This is a genomic window from Pseudomonas paraeruginosa, assembly GCF_003025345.2.
GTDB classification, from domain to species: Bacteria; Pseudomonadota; Gammaproteobacteria; order Pseudomonadales; family Pseudomonadaceae; genus Pseudomonas; species Pseudomonas paraeruginosa.
Map to the genome: position 1 here is coordinate 450,532 of NZ_CP020560.1, position 20,280 is coordinate 470,811.

Annotated in this window: 15 protein-coding genes and 1 riboswitch; of the genes, 5 read left to right on the top strand and 10 right to left on the bottom strand. The window is 67.8% G+C overall.

Annotated features, from left to right (window positions below; translation table 11 throughout):
• Position 1 precedes the first annotated feature (1 nt).
• Positions 2-1,459 (top strand): multidrug efflux RND transporter outer membrane channel subunit OprM, encoded by a 1,458-nt coding sequence (gene oprM / locus B7D75_RS02145; RefSeq protein ID WP_012074012.1) that lies wholly within the window; start codon positions 2-4, stop codon positions 1,457-1,459.
• A gap of 92 nt (positions 1,460-1,551) precedes the next feature.
• Here the strand turns inward: oprM and B7D75_RS02150 are convergent, their stop codons facing one another.
• From B7D75_RS02150 to ahcY, 5 genes are all read right to left on the bottom strand, one after another.
• Entirely contained in the window at positions 1,552-3,459 is a 1,908-nt protein-coding gene (locus tag B7D75_RS02150; protein ID WP_058174704.1) for a DEAD/DEAH box helicase, read from the bottom strand.
• 250 nt (positions 3,460-3,709) lie between these two features.
• Positions 3,710-4,780: a hypothetical protein gene (locus B7D75_RS02155; protein ID WP_012074014.1), complete on the bottom strand. Its 1,071-nt coding sequence runs from the start codon at positions 4,778-4,780 to the stop codon at positions 3,710-3,712.
• 70 nt (positions 4,781-4,850) lie between these two features.
• Positions 4,851-5,699, bottom strand: coding sequence for a methylenetetrahydrofolate reductase [NAD(P)H] (metF, locus tag B7D75_RS02160; RefSeq protein ID WP_003151226.1), 849 nt, complete (start codon positions 5,697-5,699; stop codon positions 4,851-4,853).
• A 64-nt stretch (positions 5,700-5,763) separates the two neighbouring features.
• Positions 5,764-6,336, bottom strand: a complete 573-nt coding sequence (locus B7D75_RS02165; protein ID WP_074197204.1) for an HD domain-containing protein — start codon at positions 6,334-6,336, stop codon at positions 5,764-5,766.
• Between the two features lie 21 nt (positions 6,337-6,357).
• Positions 6,358-7,767, bottom strand: coding sequence for an adenosylhomocysteinase (ahcY, locus tag B7D75_RS02170; RefSeq protein ID WP_034080829.1), 1,410 nt, complete (start codon positions 7,765-7,767; stop codon positions 6,358-6,360).
• A gap of 22 nt (positions 7,768-7,789) precedes the next feature.
• Positions 7,790-7,895, bottom strand: a riboswitch (S-adenosyl-L-homocysteine riboswitch).
• Between the two features lie 178 nt (positions 7,896-8,073).
• Here ahcY and B7D75_RS02175 point away from each other — a divergent pair.
• The 4 genes from B7D75_RS02175 to B7D75_RS02190 all read left to right on the top strand — a co-directional run bounded on the left by B7D75_RS02175 (position 8,074) and on the right by B7D75_RS02190 (position 13,001).
• Entirely contained in the window at positions 8,074-8,490 is a 417-nt protein-coding gene (locus tag B7D75_RS02175) for a DUF2946 domain-containing protein (protein WP_185269327.1), read from the top strand.
• A 125-nt stretch (positions 8,491-8,615) separates the two neighbouring features.
• Complete coding sequence (locus B7D75_RS02180) at positions 8,616-10,808, top strand: TonB-dependent receptor (protein ID WP_107113699.1); 2,193 nt, start codon at positions 8,616-8,618, stop codon at positions 10,806-10,808.
• A 10-nt stretch (positions 10,809-10,818) separates the two neighbouring features.
• Positions 10,819-12,297 carry a PepSY domain-containing protein gene (locus B7D75_RS02185; RefSeq protein ID WP_058146350.1) on the top strand — a complete coding sequence of 493 codons (1,479 nt, stop codon included), beginning with the start codon at positions 10,819-10,821 and terminating at the stop codon, positions 12,295-12,297.
• An 83-nt stretch (positions 12,298-12,380) separates the two neighbouring features.
• Positions 12,381-13,001 carry a TetR/AcrR family transcriptional regulator gene (locus B7D75_RS02190; protein WP_003157297.1) on the top strand — a complete coding sequence of 207 codons (621 nt, stop codon included), beginning with the start codon at positions 12,381-12,383 and terminating at the stop codon, positions 12,999-13,001.
• A gap of 37 nt (positions 13,002-13,038) precedes the next feature.
• On the opposite strand, the gene B7D75_RS02195 is transcribed toward B7D75_RS02190, so the two are convergent.
• The 5 genes from B7D75_RS02195 to hydA all read right to left on the bottom strand — a co-directional run bounded on the left by B7D75_RS02195 (position 13,039) and on the right by hydA (position 19,907).
• Entirely contained in the window at positions 13,039-14,310 is a 1,272-nt protein-coding gene (locus B7D75_RS02195) for a cytosine deaminase (RefSeq protein WP_107113700.1), read from the bottom strand.
• Complete coding sequence (gene codB, locus B7D75_RS02200; protein ID WP_012074022.1) at positions 14,300-15,550, bottom strand: cytosine permease; 1,251 nt, start codon at positions 15,548-15,550, stop codon at positions 14,300-14,302. Before codB ends, B7D75_RS02195 begins: the two co-directional genes overlap by 11 nt.
• Positions 15,551-15,731: 181 nt before the next feature.
• A complete protein-coding gene (gene preA / locus B7D75_RS02210) occupies positions 15,732-17,009 on the bottom strand; it encodes an NAD-dependent dihydropyrimidine dehydrogenase subunit PreA (RefSeq protein ID WP_023443368.1) in 1,278 nt (425 codons plus the stop codon).
• On the bottom strand, positions 17,006-18,373 hold the full coding sequence (locus B7D75_RS02215; RefSeq protein WP_107113701.1) for an NAD(P)-dependent oxidoreductase: 1,368 nt from the start codon (positions 18,371-18,373) through the stop codon (positions 17,006-17,008). Before B7D75_RS02215 ends, preA begins: the two co-directional genes overlap by 4 nt.
• Positions 18,374-18,467: 94 nt before the next feature.
• Entirely contained in the window at positions 18,468-19,907 is a 1,440-nt protein-coding gene (gene hydA, locus B7D75_RS02220; protein WP_058146347.1) for a dihydropyrimidinase, read from the bottom strand.
• Positions 19,908-20,280: the final 373 nt, after the last annotated feature.

Sequence of the window (20,280 nt, forward strand, 5' to 3'; positions counted from 1 at the left end):
TATGAAAAGGTCCTTCCTTTCCCTGGCGGTAGCCGCTGTCGTTCTGTCCGGCTGCTCGCTGATTCCCGACTACCAGCGCCCCGAGGCGCCGGTAGCCGCGGCCTACCCGCAAGGGCAGGCCTACGGGCAGAACACCGGCGCGGCGGCCGTTCCGGCCGCCGACATCGGCTGGCGCGAGTTCTTCCGCGACCCGCAGTTGCAGCAGCTGATCGGCGTGGCGCTGGAAAACAACCGCGACCTGCGCGTCGCCGCGCTGAACGTCGAGGCCTTCCGCGCGCAGTACCGCATCCAGCGGGCCGACCTGTTCCCGCGGATCGGCGTGGATGGCAGCGGTACCCGCCAGCGCCTGCCCGGTGACCTGTCGACCACCGGCAACCCGGCGATCTCCAGCCAGTACGGGGTGACCCTGGGCACTACCGCCTGGGAGCTCGATCTCTTCGGCCGCCTGCGCAGCCTGCGCGACCAGGCCCTGGAGCAGTACCTGGCGACCGAACAGGCGCAGCGCAGCGCGCAGACCACCCTGGTGGCCAGCGTGGCGACCGCCTACCTGACGCTGAAAGCCGACCAGGCGCAGTTGCAACTGACCAGGGACACCCTGGGCACTTACCAGAAGAGTTTCGACCTGACCCAGCGCAGCTATGACGTCGGCGTCGCCTCCGCGCTCGACCTGCGCCAGGCGCAGACCGCCGTGGAAGGCGCCCGGGCGACCCTGGCGCAGTACACCCGCCTGGTGGCCCAGGACCAGAACGCGCTGGTCCTGCTGCTGGGTTCCGGGATCCCGGCGAACCTGCCGCAAGGCCTGGGCCTGGACCAGACCCTGCTGACCGAAGTGCCGGCGGGCCTGCCGTCTGACCTGCTGCAGCGGCGTCCGGACATCCTCGAGGCCGAGCACCAGCTCATGGCCGCCAACGCCAGCATCGGCGCCGCACGCGCGGCGTTCTTCCCGAGCATCAGCCTGACCGCCAACGCCGGCACCATGAGCCGCCAGCTGTCCGGCCTGTTCGACGCCGGTTCGGGGTCCTGGCTGTTCCAGCCGTCGATCAACCTGCCGATCTTCACCGCCGGCAGCCTGCGCGCCAGCCTGGACTACGCGAAGATCCAGAAGGACATCAACGTCGCGCAGTACGAGAAGGCGATCCAGACGGCGTTCCAGGAAGTCGCCGACGGCCTGGCCGCGCGCGGCACCTTCACCGAGCAGTTGCAGGCACAGCGCGACCTGGTCAAGGCCAGCGACGAGTACTACCAGCTCGCCGACAAGCGCTATCGCACGGGTGTGGACAACTACCTGACCCTGCTCGACGCGCAACGCTCGCTGTTCACCGCGCAGCAGCAGCTGATCACCGACCGCCTCAACCAGCTGACCAGCGAGGTCAACCTGTACAAGGCCCTCGGCGGCGGCTGGAACCAGCAGACCGTGACCCAGCAGCAGACCGCGAAGAAGGAAGATCCGCAGGCCTGATCCGCCTTCCGCGCCATGCAAGAACGCCGACCCTTGGGTCGGCGTTCTTTTATCCCTCGCGGAAGTTGGCGGGCCCGGGGGCCCGCCGTGCTTCAGCGGTTGCGGGTCAGCAGCGCGGGGCGCTCGCCCTTGCGCCGTGGTTCCAGCTCGTCGAGCTGCTCGGCGGTGGGGAAGCGATCCATGCGCACCAGGTCGCGCTTGTTGATCACCACCGGCTGACGGCTCGGCTGCTTGCCGACGCCATACTCGGACGGCTCGCGCAGCGGCGCGTCGCTCATCCGCGAAGGATTGTCACGGCCCTGGCCGCGCGGCTTGCCGGCGCGCGGTTTCTTCGCCTTGCCCTGGCCGGCACCCTGGCCGCGAGCGCCGCCTTGAGCGCTGCCCTGGCTCTTGCCGCGCCCCTGGCCCTGGCCACGACCCTGCTGGCCAGCGCCGCCCTGCGACTTCTGCTGGCCGCCGCGGCGGCCGCGACCTTTGTTTTCCTGGCCCTGGTAAGGGCTGACGTAGTCGGCGCGGTTGCCGAAATTGTCGAAGTCGTCGTCGAGGAACTCTTCCGGATCGCGATTACCGTCGATTTCCGGCGGCCGATTGGGCTTGGCGGGACGCGCTTCACGGCTCTGCCGCGGTTGCTGCGCCTGGCCGGCCTCGCGGTTTTCCTTGTTCTTGCCGCCACGGCGGCGACGCTTGCCGGCAGGCTTCTCGGCGCCGTCCTGGCCGACGACGGCAGCGTTTTCCGCGGGCGCCTGGGCCTCTTTCGGCTTGCGCTCACGGCTGCGCCGTTCCTTGTCGCGGCGCGGCTGCTTCTGCGGCGCCTCGCGGGGTTCCGGCTGGGCCACCTCGGGCAGCACGGCTTCCGGGTCGAAGCCCTGGGGATCGCCGTCGGGAATGCGCTGCCTGGTCATCTTCTCGATGGCCTTGAGCAGTTTCTCCTCGTCCGGCGCCACCAGCGAGATCGCCTCGCCGCTGCGTCCGGCGCGGCCGGTACGGCCGATACGGTGGACGTAGTCTTCCTCGACGTTGGGCAGTTCGTAGTTGACCACATGGGGCAACTGGTCGATGTCCAGGCCGCGGGCGGCGATATCGGTCGCCACCAGGATCCGCACGTCGTTGGCCTTGAAGTCGGCCAGCGCCTTGGTCCGCGCATTCTGGCTCTTGTTGCCGTGGATCGCGGCGGCCGGCAGGCCGTGCTTGGTCAGGTACTCGGCGAGGCGGTTGGCGCCGTGCTTGGTACGGGTGAAGACCAGCACCTGTTCCCAGGCGCCGACGGTCACCAGGTGCGCCAGCAGGGCGCGCTTCTGCGGCGCCGGCAGGCGGAACACGCGCTGCTCGATGCGCTCGACCGTGGTGTTCGGCGGCGTCACCTCGATGCGCTCCGGGTTGTGCAGGAGCTTGTTGGCGAGGTCGACGATGTCCTTCGAGAAGGTCGCCGAGAACAGCAGGTTCTGGCGTTTGGGCGGCAGCTTGGCGAGGACCTTCTTCACATCGTGGATGAAGCCCATGTCGAGCATGCGGTCGGCTTCGTCGAGGACGAGGATTTCCACGTGGGACAGGTCGACCTTGTTCTGCCCGGCCAGGTCGAGCAGGCGGCCGGGGCAGGCGACGAGCACGTCGACGCCCTTGGCCAGGGCCTGGATCTGCGGGTTCATGCCAACCCCGCCGAAGATGCAGGTGCTGTTCAGCGGCAGGTCGCGGGCGTAGACCTTGAAGCTGTCATGCACCTGGGCGGCCAGCTCGCGGGTCGGGGTCAGTACCAGCACCCGCGCCTGGCGCGGGCCGTGGCGGTGTTCGCGGTCGGGGTGACCGGCGGGGAACAGGCGCTCCAGTACCGGCAGGGCGAAACCACCGGTCTTGCCGGTGCCGGTCTGTGCCGCGACCATCAGGTCGCGACCTTGCAACACGGCGGGAATCGCCCGCTGTTGCACGGGAGTGGGCTGGCTGTAGCCCGCAGCCTCCACAGCGCGGGCAAGCGCCTCGGAGAGTCCGAGGGAAGAAAAGGACATGCGGGTTTTCCTATATGGGCCGGGGCGAGGCCGGCTGCTGTGAAATCACCAAGTTCTGCGAACTCCTGTCTACCTTCGGGCCCTGTCGGCCAGGGCGGAAGGTCTGGCCGCGGCGCTGCGTATGCGCTCGGAGGCCGGTGTCGAACGGGTGCCCTCGCGGGCATGGCCGCGCACCGGGTATGGGGCGCTGGCCGGTTCGCTCCCGGCCCTGGGTGGGGGGGCCGGGGGCAGCGTCAACGGAGGGCTGCGGTCAGAGCAGGTCACGCTGGCGCAAATGCTGGCGGATCTCGTTGGCCCGGGAGCCAAGGAGGTTGCGCAGCAAGCTGTGATTCAGCCAATCCTCGATTTGTTCCGCAATCGGTTCCCGCGGATAGCGTTCGATGGCATTGGTCGCGGCTTTCTCCCACCAGACGGGGCCGCAGGCCCGGTCGAACTCGTTACTGTATTCGTGGCAACCGTAGAGCAGCTCGATACTGAACTGGCGCATCGGTGCCGGCAACGGCAGGGTTCCCAGCTTGTACAGCAGACGCTTGGCACGCGGTGGGCGTGGCAGTCGATCGGTCACCTTCAGGGTGTCGTCGAGGGCTGCAGCGCTGAGAAGGGAGGAACCGTGCTTGCACAACCAGGCCTGGATCTTCGCGCGGAACAGCTGTTTCCGGCTCCAGTAATGGTGGATCAGGTCGGTACAACCCACCAGCTCCAGCCGCTTGTGGGCGGCGACGGCCAGGACGAATTCCTCAAGAGTATAGGCACCGTTGGCAATTGGATAGAGTTCATCCATTAATTCCAACGAACGGTCGAGTATTTTTGCCTCTTCCCGGGGCAGGCCGATGACGCCGGAGTTGAGCTGGTGCATCTCGTCGTCGGCCCAGCCGCGCTCGAACAGGTAGGCCGAGAGGTCGCGGTAGAGCGGGAAGTTGCGATGTTCGCCATAGCGCGCGCCGATCGCGTTGCACAGCAGGCGGCCGGGCTGGATGCGCTCGAACAGGCGCAGGGGCGAACTGTGGAAGAAGGTGTCGGTGTCGATCAGCAATGCCTGGTCGGCGTCCTCCAGGGCCTCGCGCAGGGCCACGTGCTTGGCGCGGAAGTGATAGCCGTGCGGTTGGCACCAGGCGACCAGTTCCTCGGCGGTCAGTGGGCGGACCTGCACCGGCAGGCCGGCGTAGGGGCTGGGGTCGTCGGTGTAGACCCTGACGGTCAGGCCATGCGCCGGTTCGTCTCGCAGGTGAGCGAAGGCGCTGGCGATGCTGAACAGGGCTTCCTGGTGGTAGGTCTGTCGCCCGTAGACCAGGTAGATCAGATGCTTGCGTGAGTTGGCCATGGTGTCGTGGATCGCGTGAGAGGCTTCCCTGCCGATGTACGCTGCGGCGTCGATCCGGGTTTCCCCGGTATCAGCGCGGCAGCTGGAGATTCTTCCAGATCGCCAGGCTCGGATCGGCCTGGTTCAGAGTATAGAAATGCAGTCCCGGTGCGCCGCCTTGCAGCAGGCGTTCGCACATTTCGCTGATCACCTGCTCGCCGAAGGCCTGGATGCTGCGGCTGTCGTCGCCGTAGGCCTCCAGCTGCTTGCGGATCCAGCGCGGCAGCTCGGCGCCGCAGGCGTCGGAGAAGCGCGCCAGCTTGGAGTAGTTGGTGATCGGCATGATGCCGGGGACCACCGGGATGTCCACGCCCAGCTTGGCGACCCGCTCGACGAAGTAGAAATAGGCGTCGGCGTTGAAGAAGTACTGGGTGATGGCGCTGCTGGCGCCGGCCTTCACCTTGCGCACGAAGTTCGCCAGGTCGTCCTCGAAGCTGCGTGCCTGGGGATGGACTTCCGGATAGGCGGCGACCTCGATGTGGAAGTGGTCGCCGGTCTCGGCGCGGATGAACTCCACCAGTTCGTTGGCGTAGCGCAGCTCGCCGCTGGCCATGCCCATGCCCGACGGCAGGTCGCCGCGCAGGGCGACGATGCGGCGGATGCCGGCGGCACGGTACTGGCCGAGCAGCTCGCGCAGCTCGGCTTTCGAGTCGCCGACACAGGACAGGTGCGGCGCGGTCGGTACCTTCACCTCGCCGTCCAGTTGCAGCACGGTGTGCAGCGTGCGGTCGCGGGTGGAGCCGCCGGCGCCGTAGGTGCAGGAGAAGAAGTCGGGCTTGTAGCCCGCCAGGTTGCGGGCGGTGGCCAACAGCTTTTCATGGCCGGCCTCGGTCTTCGCCGGGAAGAACTCGAAGCTGAAACGGCGTTCGCTCTGACTCATGATCGGTTCCTTGGACGCGGCCGTGGCCGCGCCTCTTCTTGTTGATTCTGTCTAGCGCCGTACCTCAGTAGTACTGGCGGTAGTGCTCGATTTTTTCCCGCAGGCGCCGGGCCGTCGCGGCATGCGCATGGCCGAGGCGGGCGAGGATCAATCGCGACTCCTGGTGGTAGTCCGCGATCTTGTCCGGGTTCCAGGTCTGCGGTGGTGGCTGCAGGTTGGTGATGCGGTCGCACAGCTTGACCAGGGCATACTGCGCCGGTCCTTCGGCCAGAGCCTGGAAGTAGTCGTCGGGCGAGCGCTTCGGGCCGTCGCCGACGCGCTTGCTCAGGGCCAGCACGCCGTCGTGGACGAACTCACCGAACTGTTGCCGCAGCTCCTCGGGCGAGGTCGCCGTGTCTTCCAGGGTGTCGTGCAGGACCGCGATCTGCAGGGTTTCCGCCAGCCGTTCGACGGCGCCCTGGCGATCGGCGGCCAGCAGTTCGTTGGCGACCATGCCCAGGTGCACCAGGTAGGGCAGCGGCGAGCCGCTGAGGGTCTGGTTGCGGTGGGCGCGGGCGGCGAACAGCCAGGCCTGGTTGTAGCGATCGGCGAGGTGCGTGGACATCGAGGGGCGCTCATGCGAACGGGGCAGGCGCATGGCGCCTGCCCCGTGGTTCGCTTAGTAGCGGTAGGCGTCCGGCTTGAACGGGCCTTCCACGCTGACGCCGATGTACTCGGCCTGTTTGGGGGTCAGCTGGGTGACCACGCCGCCGAAGCCCTTGACCATCTCCAGGGCCACTTCCTCGTCGAGCTTCTTCGGCAGCACTTCGACGCTCAGGCGCTTGGCCTTCTCGGCGGCCGGCAGGTCGGCGTACTTCTGCTCGAACAGGTGGATCTGCGCCAGCACCTGGTTGGCGAAGGAACCGTCCATGATCCGGCTCGGGTGGCCGGTGGCGTTGCCCAGGTTGACCAGGCGGCCTTCGGCGAGAAGGATCAGGTAGTCGTCGTTGTGCGCGTCGAAACCGTCCTTGCCGGTGCGGTGGATCTTGTGCACCTGCGGCTTGACCTCTTCCCAGGCCCAGTTCTTGCGCATGAAGGCGGTGTCGATCTCGTTGTCGAAGTGGCCGATGTTGCAGACCACCGCGCGCTTCTTCAGCGCCTTGAGCATGTTGGCGTCGCAGACGTTGACGTTGCCGGTGGTGGTCACGATCAGGTCGATCTTGCCCAGCAGCGCGGCGTCGATGCTGGCCTCGGTGCCGTCGTTGATGCCGTTCTTGTACGGCGAGACGACTTCGAAGCCGTCCATGCAGGCCTGCATGGCGCAGATCGGGTCGACTTCCGCGACCTTGACGATCATGCCTTCCTGGCGCAGCGACTGCGAGGAGCCCTTGCCCACGTCGCCGTAGCCGATCACCAGCGCCTGCTTGCCCGACAGCAGGTGGTCGGTGCCGCGCTTGATGGCGTCGTTGAGGCTATGGCGGCAGCCGTACTTGTTGTCGTTCTTGCTCTTGGTCACCGAGTCGTTGACGTTGATCGCCGGGACTTTCAGGGTGCCGTTCTTGAGCATGTCGAGCAGGCGGTGGACCCCAGTGGTGGTCTCTTCGGTGATGCCGTGGATGCGCTCGAGCATCTGCGGGTATTTCTTGTGCAGGATCTCGGTCAGGTCACCGCCGTCGTCCAGCACCATGTTGGCGTCCCACGGCTGGCCGTCCTTGAGGATGGTCTGCTCGATGCACCACTCGTACTCTTCCTCGGTCTCGCCCTTCCAGGCGAACACCGGGATGCCGGCGGCGGCGATGGCGGCGGCGGCCTGGTCCTGGGTGGAGAAGATGTTGCAGCTCGACCAGCGGACTTCGGCGCCCAGCGCGACCAGGGTCTCGATCAGCACGCCGGTCTGGATGGTCATGTGGATGCAACCGAGGATCTTCGCGCCTTTCAGCGGCTGCTGGCCGGCATACTTGCGGCGCAGGCCCATCAGTGCGGGCATTTCCGATTCGGCGATGATCAGCTCGCGGCGGCCCCAGGCGGCCAGGGTGATGTCGGCGACCTTGTAGTCGGTGAAACCGGCGGGCGTCATGACAGCGCTCATGCGTAACTCTCCATTCGTTGTCTGCGAATGGGCGCCGTTGGTGCGTTGACAGACCGGCGAGGCCGGCCTGAGAGCGCGCTCCGTTCGAGCCTGACAGGCCTAGGCCTGCTGCAGCGCCCCTCGAACGGAAGGCGGGAGCGACCCGGAGGGCCGCCTGAGCGGGCGATTATAGCGGCGCCACATGAAACTCCCAAGTCACCCCTGCTACGCCGCTCGTCGCCGTGCGTGGCGCCCTCGGCCTGCGGCGATGCACCGCAGCGCAGAAGCGCGGGGAATTTGCGGGTCAGGATGCTAGAGTGCGCGGTCATGAGAATCGCTCCCATCTCCCGCTCGCCGCTGCTGCAGTGGCTGAGCTTCGCCCTCTGTGCCTGCGTGCTGGTCAACGCGCTGGCTTGCGGCGTCCTGCACCTGCAGGCGCTGGGAGTGGGCGGCGACAAGGGGCAGAAGGCCAGCGTCGGGCTGTTCTGTGTCGCCGGTGCCAGCCAATGGCTGTCCCTGGACTCCGAGGACGGCTCCGCCGGCGATCCGGCGCCGGTCAATCCCCAGTTGCCGATGAGCTGCCCGATGTGCAGCGCGCTGGCGCTGTTCGTCGCGCTCGGAGTGATCTGGACCTGGCGCCTGCAACGGCGACACCAGGCGCGTTTCCGCCCGCCCGCCACGCGCGAGCCGGTGCCGCCCCGGTACGTCTGGCCGCCGGCCAACCCGCGCGCTTCCCCCGCCTGATCCTGAACGCCCGCCGCGCCGGGCATTTGCATCCGTCGCCCGTCCTGCCTCGTCCGCGCAGCGCTCGCCGCTGTCCATCCGGGCGAGGCGGGCGTGCCCACCATGCCTTGCTTCAGGATCGCTCGATGAAAAAGCACTCCACGGCCCGCCGCGCCCTCGCGCTGGGTCTCAACCTCACCTTGGCCGGCGTTCCGGCCTTGCTCTGGGCCGATGAGGAACCCACCGAACTGCCCGCCCTCACCGTCAGCGCCGGCGCCGCCGGGGAAACCCCGCCTGCCCTCGATCTCGACGACAGCGCCGGCGGCGGCTCGCGCCTGGGCCTGAGCCTGCGCGAGACTCCCGGCTCGGTGAGCGTGGCCAGCCGCGCCGGTTTCGAGCGGCGCGGCCTGCGCAGCACCCAGGACATCGCCAACAGCCTGCCCGGGGTGAACGCCTCGGCGCCGCCGGGCTTCGGCGGCTTCGTCAGCTACCGCGGCTTCAGTTCCAGCCAGGTCAACCAGTTGTTCAACGGCATCCCGGTGCAATACAGCAGCGCCATGCGTCCGCTGGACGACTGGATCGTCGAGCGCGTCGAACTGGTCGGCGGTCCGTCCTCCTTCCTCAACGGCGCCGGCGCCGTCGGCGGCTCGCTGGACTACATCAGCAAGCTCGCCGATCGCTACGGCGATTTCATGGAAGGCCGGGTGCGCTACGGCAGCTACGACGATTCGGAAGTCGCCTTCGGCTTCAACCAGGCCCTGGACATTGGCCCCGAGCCGAAGCACTTCGTGCGCCTGGACGTCAGCCGCAGCGGTGGCAACGGCTACGTCGACCGCAATTCGCGCGAATCGTGGAACGTCGCTTTCTCCCTGCTCAGCGACCTGACCCCGGACCTTTCCCACACCCTGGCCCTGGAGTACCAGGACGAACAGGAAGACAGCCCCTACTGGGGCACGCCGGTGCTCAATCCCTATGCCGGCGAGCTGAAGATCGACAAGAGCCGCCGCCGCGAGAACTACAACGTCGCCGACGGTCGCTACGAACAGCGCGTGCGCTGGCTGCGCTCGATCCTCGAATACCGGGTCAGCGACAGCACGCGCTGGCGCAACACCTTCTACCACTACGATGCCGAGCGTGATTACCGCAACCTCGAGACCTACCGCTACAACGCCGACAACAGCGGGGTGGTGCGCTCCAACGCATTCCTCCAGCGCCACGACCAGCAGCTCGACGGCAACCGCTTCGAGCTGCAGCACAGCCAGCCGCTGTTCGGACTGGCCAGCGACTGGGCGCTGGGCTTCGACTACAGCATCAACAAGCAGACGCGCTTCCCGAGTACCGCCTCCGGGCCGTTCGGTACGGTCGATCCGGCCAGTTTCGAGCCGGGCCACTTCTACGACCTGCCGGGCATGCGTCCCGGCCACCGGAAGGACCGCAGCAACGAGGTGCGCACCAGCGCGTTGTTTGCCGAGAACCGCCTGGGCCTGACCGACGAGCTGTCGCTGGTCACCGGGCTGCGCTACGACCACCTCGACCTCGACGTGCGCAACCATCGGGTGCCCGACAAGGACAATCCCGCACACTTCGAACGGCGCTGGGACGTGGTCACCGGGCGCGCCGGGCTGGTCTACCAGTTCACCCCGCACGCCAACGTCTACCTGCAATACAGTACCGCCGCCGACCCGCCGGGCGGGGTGCTGACCAGCGCCAGCTTCGCCCAGGTCCGCGACTACGACCTGTCCACCGGCGACCAGTGGGAGCTGGGCAGCAAGTTCGATTTCCTCGACGGTCGCGGCAGCGCCACCCTGGCCGCCTACCGCATCGTCCGCCGGGATTTCTCGGTGGCCGACCCGAACGACCCCAACCTCAGCGTGCCGGTGGGCCAGCAGACCTCCAGGGGCATCGAGGCCGCCGCCTCCCTGCGGATCACCCCGAAGCTGCTGGCCGAGGGCAACTTCGCCTGGGTCGACGCGCAGTACGACGAGTTCACCGAGAACGTCGGCGGCGTCGCCGTCTCGCGCAAGGGCAAGACGCCGCCGAACGTGCCGGAGCGGGTCGGCAACCTGTGGCTGACCTACGACTTCGACCCGGCCTGGCAGGGCGGGGTGGACGCGCGCTACGTGTCCTCGGTGTACGCCAACAACGCCAACACCTGGCACGTGCCGTCCTATACGGTCTACGGGACTTTCCTCAGCTACCGGCTGGACGAGCGCACGCGCATCACCGGGCGGGTGCGCAACCTCACCGACGAGGTCTACGCGCGTTTCGTGCAGAGCACGCCGCTGTACTACGTCGGCGACCCGCGGACCTTCGAACTGAGCGTGCAGACGCGTTTCTGAGGAGCTGCCGATGAAACGCTACCTGTACCTCTGGCACCGCTGGCTGGGCATCGGCTGCTGCCTGCTGATGGTGCTGTGGTTCGTCTCCGGGATGGTCATGCTCTACGTTGGCTATCCCAAGCTGACTCCGCTGGAGCGCCTGACCCATCTGCCCGGGCTGGAAGGCTGCGAGGCCTGCATGCCGCTGCGGACGGCCCTCGCCGACGGCGCTGGAAAGGCCCCGCGAAGCATCCGGCTGGCCAGCGTAGCCGGCCTGCCGACCTACCTGCTGGACGACGCCGACGGGCGCACGCGTGCGCTGGCGGCGCGCGACGGCCGGCCGCTGGCGGTGGACGCGGACAGGGTGCTGGCTTCGGCCCGTGCCTTCAGCGGCGAAGTACCGATGCAGGTGCAAGGGCGGATCGAGGAAGACGCCTGGACCCATACCCGCAACCTCGATCCGCACCGGCCGCTATGGCGGGTGCAGACCGCGGACGAGGAGGGCCGGCTGCTCTACCTGTCCTCGCAGACCGGCGAGGTGGTACGCGACGCCAGTCGCCGGGAGCGCGCCTGGAACTGGCTCGGCGCCTGGCTGCACTGGCTCTATCCGCTGCGCGGCGGCTGGTTCGACGGACAATGGGCGAACCTGGTGATCGGCCTGTCGCTGCTGGCGACCCTGGCGACCGTCCTCGGCATCCTCGTCGGCCTGCTCCGCTGGCGCTTCCGCAAGCCTTACCGCAGCGGTTCGCGCTCGCCCTATGCGGGCGGCTTCCAGCGCTGGCACCACCTCGCCGGCCTGCTCTTCGGCGCGCTGGTGCTGAGCTGGATCTTCAGCGGGCTGATGTCGATGAATCCGTGGAACCTGTTCGGTCGCGGCACGCCGCTCGACCTCGCGGCCTACCAGGGCGCAAGCTGGGACCAGGCGCTGCCCGCCGGCCTGGAAGCGGACGCCGCCCTGCGGCGTTTTCGCGGCGCCGGGCTGCGGGTGCGCGAACTGGAGTGGCGGATGCTCGGTGGCGCGCCCTATGTGGTCGGGCGCAGCGGCAGCGGCGCCAGCCTGCTGCTCACGGCGGACGGCGAAACCCTCCGCGAGTTGCCCGAGGAGCGCCTGCTGGCGTCGGCTCGCGCGCTGCTGCCGGGGGTGCCGATGCAGGCCGAACGCTTGGATCGCTACGACTTCCATTACTACCCGCGCGAAGAGCACAGCATGATGGGCTACCTGGAACGGCGCCTGCCGGTCTGGCGCCTGCGTTTCGACGATTCCCGGCATACCTGGGTGCACCTGGATCCCTACAGCGGCGCGGTGGTTGGCGTGCTCGACGACGGTCGGCGCGGCAGCCGCTGGCTGTTTTCCCTGCTGCACAGCTGGGATTGGCTGCCGCTGCTGACCCGGCGTCCGCTGTGGGACCTGTGGATGCTCGGTGGCAGCCTCGGCGGCCTGGTGGTCTGCGCCAGCGGCTGCTGGATCGGCTGGCGTCGTCTGCGCGGCCGCCGTCCGAAGCGCCGCTGAGAGGGCTACCTGGCAAGACTGGGCGTCGCCGCGCGCCCGGATTTGCTGGTAGCCTTGGTTGAATTCGCAGTAATGGATCGCACATGGGCACACACAAGATCGAGATCCGCCGCCGCAACGTCGAGAAGATTCTCCTGGCCGCCGAAAAAGTCTTCGCCGAAAAAGGCTACGCCGGCACCTCCATGGGCAACATCGCCGAAGAAGCCGAACTGCCGCGCTCCAATCTGCACTACTACTTCAGCACCAAGGACGAGCTGTACCGCGACGTCCTCCTCGGCCTGCTCGAGGTCTGGAAGCAGGACGCCCTCTGCTTCGAGATGTTCGATGACCCAAGGGTGGTATTGACCAGCTATATCCGCGCGAAGATGAACCACTCGCGCACCCGTCCGCATGGTTCCAAGGTCTGGGCCAACGAAATCATGCATGGCGCGCCGCTGCTCGGCGCCACCCTCGACGACAGCCTCTACGAATGGGCCAAGATGAAGGAGGCGAAGATCCGCCAGTGGGTCGAGGAAAAGCGCATCCTGCCGATCGAACCGAGCAGCCTGCTCTACCTGATCTGGGCCTCCACCCAGCACTATGCCGACTTCGGCTACCAGGTCGAGGTGCTCAACGGCCACCAGCCGCTCAGCGACATGCAGTTCGAAAGGGCGGTACAGACGGTGACCAGCGTGGTCCTGCGCGGAATCGGCCTGGAGCCCTGAGCAATCGGAGCCTTCGCGCGAAGGCTCCGGCGAAGGCTCAGCTGGCGCGGGTGAAGTCCACCGCTTCCGCCTGTTCGAGGAACACCGTGGTCTGCGCCGGGAGCGTCTCGGCGACCAGCCGTCCGCCGCGGATCGAGTAGCGCACCGGAACCTGCCGGCGCACCGCGTCGAAGCCGTCGCGGGCCGGCAGCACCAGCAGGTTGGCCGGATGGCCGACCTCGATGCCGTATTCCCGCAGGCCGAGGGTGCGGGCGCTGTTGTGGGTGATCAGGTCGAGGCCGCCGTCGATCTCGTCGTAGCCCATCATCTGCGTCACGTGCAGGCCCATGTGCAGCACCTGCAGCATGTTCGCGGTGCCCAGCGGGTACCAGGGGTCGAACACGTCGTCGTGGCCGAAGCAGGTGTTGATCCCGGCGCCGAGCAGTTCCTTGACCCGGGTGATGCCGCGGCGCTTCGGATAGTCGTCGAAGCGCCCCTGCAGGTGGATGTTCACCAGCGGGTTGGCGACGAAGTTGATTCCCGACAGTTTCAGCAGGCGGAACAGCCGCGAGGTGTAGGCGCCGTTGTAGGAGTGCATCGCCGTGGTATGGCTGGCGGTGACCCGTCCGCCGAGGCCGTCGCGATGGGCGAGCATGGCCAGGGTCTCGAGGAAGCGCGACTGCTCGTCGTCGATCTCGTCGCAATGCACGTCCACCGGCAGGTCGTAGCGCCTGGCCAGGTCGATGGCCTTGTGCAGCGACTCGATGCCCAGCTCGCGGGTGAATTCGAAATGCGGGATCGCCCCCACCACGTCGGCGCCCAGGCGCAGCGACTCCTCCAGCAGTTCCAGGCCGTTGGGGTAGGAGAGGATGCCCTCCTGGGGGAAGGCGACGATCTGCAGGTCGACCCAGGGCGCCACTTCGCCGCGCACCTCGAGCATAGCCTTGAGCGCGGTGAGGGTCGGGTCGGAGACGTCGACGTGGCTGCGCACGTGCTGCACGCCGTTGGCGATCTGCCACTTCAGGGTCTGCCAGGCGCGCTGCTTGACGTCCTCGTGGCTGAGCAGCGCCTTGCGCTGGGCCCAGCGTTCGATGCCTTCGAACAGCGTGCCGGAGCGGTTCCACTCCGGCTGGCCGGCGGTCTGGGTGGTGTCGAGATGGATGTGTGGCTCGATGAACGGCGGCACGGCGAGACCGCCGGCGCCGTCCAGGCGCTCGCCGGTGTCGTCGGCGGCCTGTTCCATCGGCACCAGGGCGGCGATACGGCCATCGGCGACGCGCAGTTGCCAGAGACCTTCGCGGCCACGCAGGCGCAGGTTGTCAATCAGCATGGAGGACCTCTTCTGGTTTGTTCGGGCTGCGGCTCAGCAGGGGATTGAGCAGCAGGTAGGCGATGGCGGCGCCGAGCACCGCGTTGACCGGCACGATCCCCGGCAGCCAGTGGCCTGCGGCGGTGCCGCAGGCGACGGCGAGGATCGCCGCCCAGTTGATCGCCTGGATGTCCGCGCAGGGGTGCTGGCGGTAGCGCCGGCGGCGACTCAGGTAGTCGGCGATGATCACCCCGCCGATGGGCGGGATGGCGGCGGAGAGGAAGGTCAGCCAGCCGACGAAGTGGTTGTACAGCCAGAGCGCGGCGAGGGTGCCGAGGGCGCCGTTGAGCATCGCCAGGAAGCGGCTGGAGAGCCCGGTGATGTTGGCGAAGCCGAGGCCGGAGGCATACAGCGCGTTGTCGTTGGTGGTCCAGATGTTCAGGCCGAGGACCAGGATCGCCGGGATCAGCAGGCCCTGCGCGATCATCACGTCGGAGATGTCCGACTTGCCCACCGCCGCCGCGCCGGCCGCGCCGAAGATGAACATCAGCGAGTTGCCGAGGAAGAACGCCACCAGGCACACCACCACCGCGGTACGCGCGCTGCGACCGAAGCGGACGAAGTCGGCGGTGAGGGTGCCGGCGCTGACGAACGAGCCGACCACCAGGGCGATCGCCGCCGAGAGGCTCAGCGGCGCGCTCGGCGTCACCTGCTGCAAAGCCGCCAGGCCGCCGGCGTCGCGCACCGCGAGCCACACCGAGTAGCTGCCGAGGACGACGATCGCCGGTACCGCGATGGCTGACAGCAGCGTCAGCCCGGCGATGCCGAAGAACACCGTGAGGGTCATCAGCGCCCCGGAAACCAGGATCAGCAGGTTGACGTCGAGTCCGCTGGCCTTGGCCACCGGGATGGCGAACATCGCTACGCCGACGCCGAACCAGCCGACCTGGGTGCCGCCGAGCAGCGCCGAGGGCAGCCAGGAGCCCTTGCTGCCGAACGAGTAGTGCGCCAGAAGGTGGGTGGAAAGGCCGGTGCGCGCGCCGATGAAGCCGAGGATCGCGGTGTACAGGCCGAGCATCAGGTTGCCCAGCAGTACGGCGAGGAAGAAGTCGTCGTAGCTCAGGCCGGTGCCGAGGGTGCCGCCGGTCCACATGCTGGCGGAAAAGAAGGTCAGGCCGAGCATCACCACGCTCAGGGCCAGCGCGCTCTTGCGCGCCGCCAGCGGGACCGGTTGCTGGCTGTAGTTGCTGTCTGCGGACATGCGCGAGTCTCCATGGGGCGCCGGCCGTCCGGGAGCGTCGGCCGGGCCGCGGCGAATGGTAGTCGAAGGCGGGTCGATCCGACAGACGCCGTTGCGCGTCGCCGGACCGCAGCGGCACGCAGGAAGCGTGCCGGCGCGCGGCAGGGCGGCATCCGCCGGGGATGCGGGCGCCGCCCTGCGTTCAGGAGGCTTCGCGGTAGGGGTTGCGCGGATCCTGGGTCCAGTTGAGATAGGGCTTGCCGGTATCCTGCGGCACCATTTCGATGCAGTTCTCCACCGGACAGGTGATCTGGCACAGGTTGCAGCCCACGCACTCGGCGTCGATCACTTCGTAGCGGTGCGTGCCGTCGGCCCGGGGCAGGCTGGCGATGGCCTGGTGCGAGGTGTCCTCGCAGGCGATATGGCAGCGGCCGCAACCGATGCAGGCGTCCTGGTCGATGCGGGCGATCACCTGGTAGTTGATGTCCAGGTACTTCCAGTCGGTGGTATTGCCCACCGCGGCGCCGCTGAAATCGGCCAGCCGCTGGTAGCCTTGGCTGTCCATCCAGCGCGCGAGACCGTCCTGCATGTCCTCGACGATACGGAAGCCGTGCAGCATCGCCGCCGTGCACACCTGCACCGCGCCGCAGCCGAGCGCGACGAATTCCGCTGCGTCGCGCCAGCTGCCGATCCCACCGATGCCGCAGATCGGCAGGCCGCGGGTCTGCGGGTCGCGGGCAATCTCGGCGACCATGTTCAGGGCGATCGGCTTCACCGCCGAGCCGCAGTAGCCGCCGTGGGTGCTCTGGGTGCCGACCACCGGCAGGGCGACCATGCGTTCCAGGTCGACGCTGGTGATCGAGTTGATGGTGTTGATCAGCGACACCGCGTCGGCGCCGCCGCGCTGGGCGGCGCGCGCCGACTGGCGGATGTCGGTGATGTTGGGGGTGAGCTTGACGATCACCGGCAGCGAGCAGTGGGTCTTGCACCAGCGGGTGACCATCTCCACGTACTCCGGCACCTGGCCGACCGCCGCGCCCATGCCGCGCTCGGGCATGCCGTGGGGGCAGCCGAAGTTCAGCTCGATGCCGTCGGCGCCGGTGGCTTCCACCAGCGGCAGGATGTATTTCCACGACTCCTCGACGCAGGGCACCATCAACGACACGATCAGCGCGCGGTCCGGCCAGTCCTTCTTCACCTGGGCGATCTCGCGCAGGTTGATCTCCAGCGAGCGGTCGGTGATCAGCTCGATGTTATTGATCCCCTGCACCTGGCGGTTCGGCCCGAAGTGCGCGGAATAGCGCGACGACACGTTGACCGCCGCCGGGTCTTCTCCGAGGGTCTTCCAGACCACCCCGCCCCAGCCCGCCTCATAGGCGCGGACCACGTTGTAGGCCTTGTCGGTGGGCGGCGCGGATGCCAGCCAGAAGGGGTTGGGCGACTTGATGCCGGCGAATTCGATAGACAGGTCGGCCATCACGCAGCCTCCACGTTGAGCATGAGTTGGGCGTGGATCGCTTCCGCCGCCAGTTTGCCGTGCTGCACCGCCTGCACGGTGAGGTCCTCGCCGAGCGCCACGCAGTCGCCGCCGGCGTAGATGCCCGGGATGCTGGTGCGCATCTGCCCGTCGACCTGGATGCGGCCGCCGTCGCGGCGCAGTTGCGCCGCCAGCGGATCGCCCAGGCTGGCGTCGTCGAAGGCCTGGCCGATGGCCTTGAAGATGGCGTCGGCGGCCAGCTCGAAATGCTCGCCGGTGTCGCCCAGGCGGCCGTTCTCCAGGCGGGTGCGGGCGAAACGCATGCCGCGCACCCGGCCATGCTCGTCGAGCAGTACCCGTTCCGGTCGGGCCCAGGTCAGCAGGCGCACCTGGCTGGCCTTGGCGATCTCCTGCTCGTGGCCGGTGGCGCCCATTTCCTCGAAGCCGCGGCGATAGACCAGATTGACGTCGCGGGCGCCGAGCCGGCTCATCTGCACCGCCATGTCGATGGCGGTGTTGCCGGCGCCGATGACGATGCAACGGTCGGCGACGGGCAGGTCGAGCAGGTCGTCGCTCTGCCGCAGTTCGCGGATGTAGTCGGTGGCGGCGAGCAGGCCGGGGGCGTCCTCGTCTTCCAGGCCGAGGCGCTTGCTGGCGGCCAGGCCGATGCCGAGGAACACCGCGTCGTACTCTTCGTGCAGGGCGCCGAGCGCCAGGTTGTCGCCGAGCCGCTGGCCGTGGCGCAGTTCGATACCGCCGATCTGCAGGAGGAATTCCACTTCGCGCCGGGCGAAGTCGTCCACCAGCTTGTAGCGGGCGATGCCGTACTCGTTGAGGCCGCCGGCCTTGGCGCGGGCCTCGAAGAGCACCACCTCGTGGCCGTGCATGGCCAGGCGGTGGGCGCAGGACAGCCCGGCCGGCCCGGCGCCGACCACGGCGATGCGCTTGCCGGTGGCCGGCGAGCGCTTGAACGGATGCTCGCTGAAGCCGGCGTGGTCGAGGGCGTAGCGTTGCAGCTGGCCGATCAGCACCGGTGCGCATTCCTGGGCGTTGTTGCGCACGCAGGCCTGCTGGCAAAGGATCTCCGTGGGGCAGACGCGGGCGCAGCTGCCGCCGAGGATGTTCGCCGAGAGGATCTTCTGCGCCGCGCCCTGGACATTCTCCTGGGCGATGCTGCGGATGAACCCGGGGATGTCGATGCCGGTCGGGCAGGCGTTGACGCAGGGCGCGTCGTAGCAGTACAGGCAACGGGCGCTTTCGAGGTCGGCCTGGCGGGCGTTGAGCGGCGGCGCGAGGTCGGCGAAGCGCTCGGCGAGCGTGTCCGCGCCGGCGTCCGGACGGGGGAGGTGGTTCAGGGAATCGATCACGGTTGTAGCCTCTCTTCTGGTTTCTTCTCGGGGCAGTCAACGGCAATACGGCACCGTCCGGCCTCTACGGGCCGGTCCGGTATTGCGGGAAGGATCAGCGCTCGACGGCGACCGGACGCTGGCGTTCGGCGCGGCGGCCGAGCACTTCGTACACCGACGGGTAGGCCGGGCGCTCCACGTAGCGTCCGGCGCCGGGTTCGGCGCGCAGGTCGCCGGCGGCCCAGAGCAGCTTGCCCTGGCTGATGGTGTGGCTGGGAACGCCGCGCACGGTGCGGCCTTCGAAAATGTTGAAATCGACCCGCTGGTGATGGGTGGCGGCCGAGAGGGTGCGGCTGCCCTGCGGGTCCCAGAGCACCAGGTCGGCATCCGCGCCGACGCGGATCGCGCCCTTGCGCGGGAACAGGTTGAAGATCTTCGCGGTGTTGGTGGAGGTCAGCGCGACGAACTCGTGCATCGACAGGCGCCCGCTGTTGACCCCGGCGTCCCAGAGCAGCGCCATGCGGTCCTCGATGCCGGCCGTGCCGTTGGGAATCTTGCTGAAGTCGTCGCGGCCCATGGCCTTCTGTTCGGCGCAGAAGCAGCAGTGGTCGGTGGCGGTGGTATGCAGGTTGCCGGACTGCAGGCCGCGCCACAGCGCTTCCTGGTGTTCGACGGGACGGAACGGCGGGCTCATCACGTAGCCGGCTGCGGTGGCCCAGTCCGGGTGGCGGTAGACGCTGTCGTCGAGCAGCAGGTGCCCGGCCAGGACCTCGCCGTAGACCGGCTGGCCCTTGGCGCGGGCATAGGCGATCTCGTCCAGTGCCTCGCGGCTGGAAATGTGCACCAGGTACAGCGGCGTACCCAGCGTCTCGGCGATGCGGATGGCGCGGCTGGCGGCCTCGCCCTCGACCTGCGGCGGCCGCGACAGCGGGTGCGCCTCGGGGCCGGTGAGGCCCTGGGCGAGGAGTTTCCGCTGCAGGTGGAAGACCAGTTCGCCGTTCTCCGCGTGCACCGTCGGCACCGCGCCCAGCTCCAGGCAGCGCTCGAAGCTGGCCACCAGGGTATCGTCGGCGGCCATGATGGCGTTCTTGTAGGCCATGAAGTGCTTGAAGCTGTTCACCCCGTGCTGCGCCACCAGTTCGCCCATCTCCCGCGCCACCTCGTCGCTCCACCAGGTGATGGCGACGTGGAAGCCGTAGTCGGCGGCGGACTTCTGCGCCCAGCCGCGCCAGGTATGGAAGGCCTCCAGCAGCGACTGCTGGGGATTGGGAATGACGAAGTCGATGATCGAGGTGGTGCCGCCGGCCAGCCCGGCCGCGGTGCCGCTGAAGAAGTCCTCGCTGGCCACCGTGCCCATGAAGGGCAACTGCATATGGGTATGGGGATCGATGCCGCCTGGCATCAGGTACTGGCCGCCGCCGTCGAGGACGTCGCAGCCGGAGGGGGTTTCGAGGTTCTCGCCGATGGCCTGGATCAGGCCGTTGGCACAGAGCACGTCGGCTCGATAACTCTCTTCGTGAGTGACCACGGTGGCGCCACGGATCAACAGGGACATGCCGTCTTTCCTCGCAGGCTGACCGGTCGTTGCCGGTTCTTGAAATTGTTTTTTCGCCATGCGCCGAGGGTTTCGTTAATCCTGTCAGCGCTGACAGGATTCGAATCTAGATGCTGATCATGGATTGAGCAAGATTATTTTCAAATGGTTGTTTGAGTTTATAACTAATTGATTTTGAATGAATAAAAATAAATATCACCAAAATGGTGAGGGTTCTCACCATTTTGACGCGCTTGACAAGAACGCAAAAAGGTCGAGATTTCCCATGCAAAATCAGCCGCTTGAAAGCCGTGTTCGGGCGGTTGTGGGGAGATGAAAAAAGTTCGCCTGCACTCCTTTGGTTCCTGACCGGGACGACAGGCTCGCGCATTTC

Bases quoted from the DNA above. Each gene is read 5' to 3' on its own strand.
- codB (WP_012074022.1), bottom strand. From the start codon at position 15,550: ATGTCCGCAGACAGCAACTACAGCCAGCAACCGGTCCCGCTGGCGGCG.
- B7D75_RS02185 (WP_058146350.1), top strand. From the start codon at position 10,819: ATGAAACGCTACCTGTACCTCTGGCACCGCTGGCTGGGCATCGGCTGC.
- B7D75_RS02150 (WP_058174704.1), bottom strand. From the start codon at position 3,459: ATGTCCTTTTCTTCCCTCGGACTCTCCGAGGCGCTTGCCCGCGCTGTG.
- B7D75_RS02180 (WP_107113699.1), top strand. From the start codon at position 8,616: ATGAAAAAGCACTCCACGGCCCGCCGCGCCCTCGCGCTGGGTCTCAAC.
- ahcY (WP_034080829.1), bottom strand. From the start codon at position 7,767: ATGAGCGCTGTCATGACGCCCGCCGGTTTCACCGACTACAAGGTCGCC.
- B7D75_RS02195 (WP_107113700.1), bottom strand. From the start codon at position 14,310: ATGCTGATTGACAACCTGCGCCTGCGTGGCCGCGAAGGTCTCTGGCAA.
- metF (WP_003151226.1), bottom strand. From the start codon at position 5,699: ATGAGTCAGAGCGAACGCCGTTTCAGCTTCGAGTTCTTCCCGGCGAAG.
- oprM (WP_012074012.1), top strand. From the start codon at position 2: ATGAAAAGGTCCTTCCTTTCCCTGGCGGTAGCCGCTGTCGTTCTGTCC.
- B7D75_RS02175 (WP_185269327.1), top strand. From the start codon at position 8,074: ATGAGAATCGCTCCCATCTCCCGCTCGCCGCTGCTGCAGTGGCTGAGC.
- B7D75_RS02165 (WP_074197204.1), bottom strand. From the start codon at position 6,336: ATGCGCCTGCCCCGTTCGCATGAGCGCCCCTCGATGTCCACGCACCTC.
- B7D75_RS02190 (WP_003157297.1), top strand. From the start codon at position 12,381: ATGGGCACACACAAGATCGAGATCCGCCGCCGCAACGTCGAGAAGATT.
- hydA (WP_058146347.1), bottom strand. From the start codon at position 19,907: ATGTCCCTGTTGATCCGTGGCGCCACCGTGGTCACTCACGAAGAGAGT.
- B7D75_RS02155 (WP_012074014.1), bottom strand. From the start codon at position 4,780: ATGGCCAACTCACGCAAGCATCTGATCTACCTGGTCTACGGGCGACAG.